3 protein-coding genes are annotated in these 5,436 nt (G+C 57.4%); 2 read left to right on the top strand and 1 reads right to left on the bottom strand.

Features of this window, described 5'->3' with window-relative positions; all coding sequences use genetic code 11:
• Positions 1 to 154: 154 nt before the first annotated feature.
• Positions 155 to 1,561 carry a type I glutamate--ammonia ligase gene (gene glnA / locus ACW9JE_RS28220; protein ID WP_224540570.1) on the bottom strand — a complete coding sequence of 469 codons (1,407 nt, stop codon included), beginning with the start codon at positions 1,559 to 1,561 and terminating at the stop codon, positions 155 to 157.
• Positions 1,562 to 1,889: 328 nt separating this feature from the next.
• On the opposite strand from glnA, the gene thiI reads away from it, so the two are divergent.
• Positions 1,890 to 3,344 (top strand): tRNA uracil 4-sulfurtransferase ThiI, encoded by a 1,455-nt coding sequence (gene thiI, locus ACW9JE_RS28215; RefSeq protein ID WP_457434627.1) that lies wholly within the window; start codon positions 1,890 to 1,892, stop codon positions 3,342 to 3,344.
• Between the two features lie 139 nt (positions 3,345 to 3,483).
• The gene (gene typA, locus ACW9JE_RS28210) at positions 3,484 to 5,304 is read left to right on the top strand and encodes a translational GTPase TypA (RefSeq protein WP_457434626.1); all 1,821 of its coding nucleotides are present in this window, start codon (positions 3,484 to 3,486) and stop codon (positions 5,302 to 5,304) included.
• The last annotated feature ends 132 nt before the right edge of the window (positions 5,305 to 5,436 follow it).

Here is a 5,436-nt window from a genome sequence, read left to right as displayed (position 1 = left end):
GCGTCCGGTCAGTCGACATCCCTTTGAATGACACACCGCATTCGCGAGCAAGCCCGCTCCCACAGGGTTCTGTGTGTGCCGTTAAATTGCAGGCATAAAAAAGGCCTCCCGAAGGAGGCCTCTTTGTCACGCCGCTTGCGCAGGCGCTACTGGATTAGCAGCTGTAGTACAGGTCGTATTCCAGTGGGTGTACGAAGGTGCGGACCTTAATTTCTTCTTCGCTTTTCAGAGCGATGTAAGCGTCGATGAAGTCGTCGGAGAACACGCCGCCTTTGGTCAGGAACGCGCGGCCCTTGTCCAGCTCTTCCAGGGCTTCTTTCAGGCTGCCGCAAACTTGTGGGATCTCTTTGGCCTCTTCAGGCGGCAGGTCGTACAGGTTTTTGTCAGCAGCGTCGCCTGGGTGGATCTTGTTCTGGATACCGTCCAGACCAGCCATCAGCAGTGCAGCGAAGGCCAGGTATGGGTTGGCAGCCGGATCCGGGAAGCGGGCTTCGATACGGCGGGCTTTAGGGCTCGACACGTAAGGAATACGGATCGAAGCGGAACGGTTGCGAGCCGAGTAGGCCAGCATTACCGGAGCTTCGAAGCCTGGAACCAGACGCTTGTAGGAGTTGGTAGCCGGGTTGGTGAAGCCGTTCAGGGCCTTACCGTGCTTGATGATGCCGCCGATGAAGTACAGAGCGGTATCGGACAGACCGGCATAGCCTTCGCCTGCGAAGGTGTTTTTGCCATCTTTCCAGATGGACATGTGTACGTGCATACCCGAACCGTTGTCGCCGTACAGCGGCTTAGGCATGAAGGTAGCGGTACGGCCGTAGGCGTCGGCAACGTTGTGCACAACGTACTTCAGGGTCTGGGTTTCGTCGGCTTTCTTCACCAGGGTGTTGAACTTGACGCCGATTTCGTTCTGGCCGGCAGTCGCCACTTCGTGGTGGTGAACTTCAACGGTCAGGCCCATTTCTTCCAGTGCGTTGCACATGGAGGTACGGATTTCGTGGTCGTGGTCGAACGGCGGAACCGGGAAGTAGCCGCCTTTCACGCCTGGACGGTGGCCTTTGTTGCCGCCTTCCACGTCCTGGTCGGACATCCAGGAACCTTGTTCGGAGTAGATCTTGAACATCGAGCCGGAGATGTCGGACTTGAACTTCACCTGGTCGAAGATGAAGAACTCAGGCTCTGGACCTGCGAATACGGTGTCACCGATGGCGGTGGACTTCAGGTATTCCTCGGCGCGCTTGGCGATCGCACGTGGGTCGCGGTCGTAGCCTTGCATGCTCGAAGGTTCGATGATGTCGCAGACCAGGATCAGGGTCGGCTCTTCGGTGAACGGGTCCAGAACGGCGGTTTCGTCAACCGGCATCAGGATCATGTCGGAGGCTTCGATGCCTTTCCAGCCAGCGATGGAGGAACCGTCGAACATCTTGCCGACTTCGAAGAAGTCGTCTTCCAGCGCGTCGCGAGCCGGCATGGTCACGTGGTGCTGAGTACCGCGGGTGTCCGTGAAGCGCAGATCAATCCACTTGACGTCATGATCTTTAATGAGTTGAACCGACTTCGACATACTGTCCTCCGGGGTGGCTTAGGGCGGTAATGGATGCCCTTAAATGTTTGTGATGCCGGCGCGAATACTCTGCCAAGGCAACCTGCCTCACAAGGGAGCAAATTGCATGCCAGTGCCCCAGCATGGGTTTTTTGCCCCAAATTCACGCTTATAGAGGTGTTCGGGCCTTAAAAGCGGAATTTATCGCCCCTTAATGTGGCGCCGGAAATGGAAAGTGAACCGTTTTGGTGCATGCGAAACCTTCTGCACATTAATTGGTCAAACCTTGAGCAATTTCCGCTATAATCCGCGCCCCCCTTTTTCGGCTGGCCCTGCGCGCGCTGTTTTCATGAAACTAATCGTAAAAGTCTTCCCCGAGATCACCATCAAAAGCCGCCCTGTTCGGACGCGTTTCATCCGTCAGTTGGCCAAGAACATCCGTGCCGTGCTCCGCGATCTGGACCCGGCTGTGGTGGTGAACGGCGTTTGGGACAACCTCGAGCTGGAAACCCGCGTCGACGATCCCAAGGCCCTGAAAGAGATGGGCGAGCGCCTGAGCTGCATGCCGGGCATCGCGCACTTCCTGCAGATCGACGAGTACCCGCTGGGCGATTTCGACGACATCGTAGAAAAGTGCAAAGAGCACTACGGTGATGCACTGGCCGGGAAAATCTTCTCCGTGCGCTGCAAGCGCGCCGGCAAACACACCTTCAGCTCAATCGATATCGAAAAATACGTCGGCAGCCAGTTGCGCCGTCAGTGCGGTGCTGCCGGGATCGACCTGAAAAAGCCGGAAATCGAAGTCCGCATCGAAGTTCGCGACCAACGGTTGTTCGTGATCCACAGCCAGCACAACGGCATCGGCGGTTACCCGCTGGGCGCGCTGGAACAGACCCTGGTGCTGATGTCCGGCGGTTTCGACTCCACCGTGGCCGCCTACCAGATCATGCGCCGCGGCCTGATGGCTCACTTCTGCTTCTTTAACCTGGGCGGACGTGCCCACGAACTGGGCGTCATGGAAGTCGCGCATTTCATCTGGAAGAAGTACGGCAGCTCGCAACGCGTGTTATTTGTCAGTGTGCCGTTCGAGGAAGTGCTGGGAGAAATTCTCGGCAAAGTCGATAACAGTCATATGGGCGTAGTATTGAAGCGTATGATGTTGCGCGCTTCTTCGCAGATTGCCGACCGACTGCACATCGACGCGCTGGTTACCGGTGAGGCGATCTCCCAGGTTTCCAGCCAGACGCTGCCGAACCTGTCGGTGATCGACTGCGTGACCGACAAGCTGGTGCTGCGCCCGCTGATCGCCAGCCACAAGCAGGACATCATCGACACGGCCAACGAAATCGGCACCGCCGACTTCGCCAAGCACATGCCGGAGTATTGCGGAGTCATTTCGGTCAATCCGAAAACCGCTGCCAAGCGCTACCGCGTGGAGCACGAAGAGAAAGAATTCGACATGGCTGTGCTTGAGCGTGCGCTCGAGAACGCCAAGCTGGTCCCGATCGATCGGGTGATCGATGAACTGGGCCAGGACGTACAGATTGAAGAAGTCAGCGATGCGCTGGCCGGTCAGATCGTGATCGACATCCGCCACCCGGATGCCGCCGAGGATGACCCGCTGGAGCTCGCTGGTATCGAGGTACAAACGATGCCGTTTTATGCACTGAACGCTCGTTTCAAGGAACTGGACCCTACTCGCCAGTACCTGTTGTATTGCGACAAAGGCGTGATGAGTCGCCTGCATGCCCACCATCTGCTCAGTGAGGGGCATGCCAATGTGCGCGTTTATCGACCGAGCTAAGTGCCCGGGGCTGTTTGCCTGTGGCCTGCGTCACCGGCCCCCCGACGCCGCCGTCAAGCTGTAACGGCTTTCACGGACGCTACTGTTAATCGCTGCCAAGACTTGTCAGCACACCGAATCCTCTGATCGAGATACACAAGTGATCGAAAATCTACGCAACATCGCCATCATTGCCCACGTTGACCACGGTAAAACCACCCTGGTAGACAAACTCCTGCGTCAATCCGGCACCCTGGAGCGCAACGAGCTCAACGACGAGCGCGTGATGGACTCCAACGACCAGGAAAAAGAGCGCGGCATTACCATTCTGGCGAAAAACACCGCCATCAACTGGAACGGCTACCACATCAACATCGTGGACACCCCGGGCCACGCCGACTTCGGCGGCGAAGTAGAGCGCGTAATGTCGATGGTCGACTCCGTTCTGCTGCTGGTTGACGCTCAAGACGGCCCTATGCCGCAAACCCGTTTCGTGACCAAGAAGGCTTTCGAAGCCGGTCTCAAGCCAATCGTCGTGATCAACAAGGTTGACCGTCCGGGCGCGCGTCCTGACTGGGTTCTGGACCAGATCTTCGACCTGTTCGACAACCTGGGTGCCACCGACGAACAACTGGACTTCCAGGTTGTTTACGCTTCGGCCCTGAACGGTATTGCCGGCCTGGACCACACCGCCATGGGCGAAGACATGACCGCGCTGTACCAAGCGGTTGTCGACCACGTTCCAGCGCCAGCCGTTGACCGTGATGGTCCTTTCCAGATGCAAATCTCGGCACTGGACTACAACAGCTTCCTGGGTGTTATCGGTGTTGGCCGTATCGCTCGTGGTCGCATCAAGCCGAACACCCCGGTTGTCGCCATCGACGCCGACGGCAAGCGCCGCAACGGTCGTATCCTGAAGCTGATGGGTCACCACGGTCTGCACCGTGTAGACGTTGAAGAAGCTGCAGCCGGCGACATCGTCTGCATCAGCGGTTTCGACGAGCTGTTCATCTCCGACACTCTGTGCCACCCGGACACCGTCGAAGCGATGAAGCCTCTGACCGTCGACGAGCCAACCGTTTCCATGACCTTCCAGGTAAACGACTCGCCATTCTGCGGTAAAGAAGGCAAGTTCGTGACCTCCCGTAACATCAAGGATCGTCTGGACAAAGAGCTGCTGTACAACGTTGCACTGCGCGTTGAAGAAGGCGACTCGGCTGACAAGTTCAAGGTTTCCGGCCGTGGTGAGCTGCACCTCTCGGTACTGATCGAAACCATGCGTCGCGAAGGCTTCGAACTGGCCCTGGGCCGTCCGGAAGTGATCATTCGTGAAGTCGACGGCGTCAAGCAAGAGCCGTTCGAAAACGTAACCATCGACATCCCTGAAGAATCTCAGGGCAAGGTGATGGAAGAGATGGGTCTGCGTAAAGGCGACCTGAGCAACATGGTGCCGGATGGCAAAGGCCGTGTGCGTCTGGAATACAACATCCCTGCTCGTGGTCTGATCGGTTTCCGTAACCAGTTCCTGACCCTGACCAACGGTGCTGGCATCCTGACCTCGATCTTCGATCGTTACGCTCCAGTGAAGTCGGGCCACATGTCCGGCCGTCAGAACGGCGTACTGGTTTCGGTTGAAACCGGTAAGGCACTGACCTACTCCCTGGAAACCCTGCAGGCTCGTGGCAAGCTGTTCGTAGAACACGGTCAGGAGATCTACAACGGTCAGATCGTTGGTCAGAACAGCCGTGACAACGACCTGGGCGTGAACCCTACCAAGGGCAAGAAGCTCGACAACATGCGTGCTTCGGGTAAAGACGAAACCATCGCTCTGGTTCCACCTGTTCGCTTCACCCTGGAACAGGCTCTGGAATACATCCAGGAAGACGAGCTGTGCGAAGTAACTCCTAAGTCCATCCGTCTTCGCAAGAAGATCCTGGACGAAAGCGAGCGTACCCGCGCTGCCAAGAAAGCCAAGGCCTAATTAGCCCCGGCTGAACGAAAACGCCCCCGGTCGAAAGGCCGGGGGCGTTTTTGTTTGTCTGGGGTTTGTGTGGTGTTTGTCAGGGCCTCTTCGCGGGCAAGCCTCGCTCCTACAGGTTTTATGCGTTTCATC

The sequence above is a fragment of the Pseudomonas sp. SDO55104_S430 genome (assembly GCF_054070595.1).
The sequence above is the reverse complement of the archived record's forward strand: the minus strand, read 5'-3'. Positions and strand labels throughout refer to the sequence as shown.

Excerpts from the sequence above, each read along its gene's own strand:
- glnA (WP_224540570.1), bottom strand. The coding sequence starts at position 1,561 with ATGTCGAAGTCGGTTCAACTCATTAAAGATCATGACGTCAAGTGGATT.
- thiI (WP_457434627.1), top strand. The coding sequence starts at position 1,890 with ATGAAACTAATCGTAAAAGTCTTCCCCGAGATCACCATCAAAAGCCGC.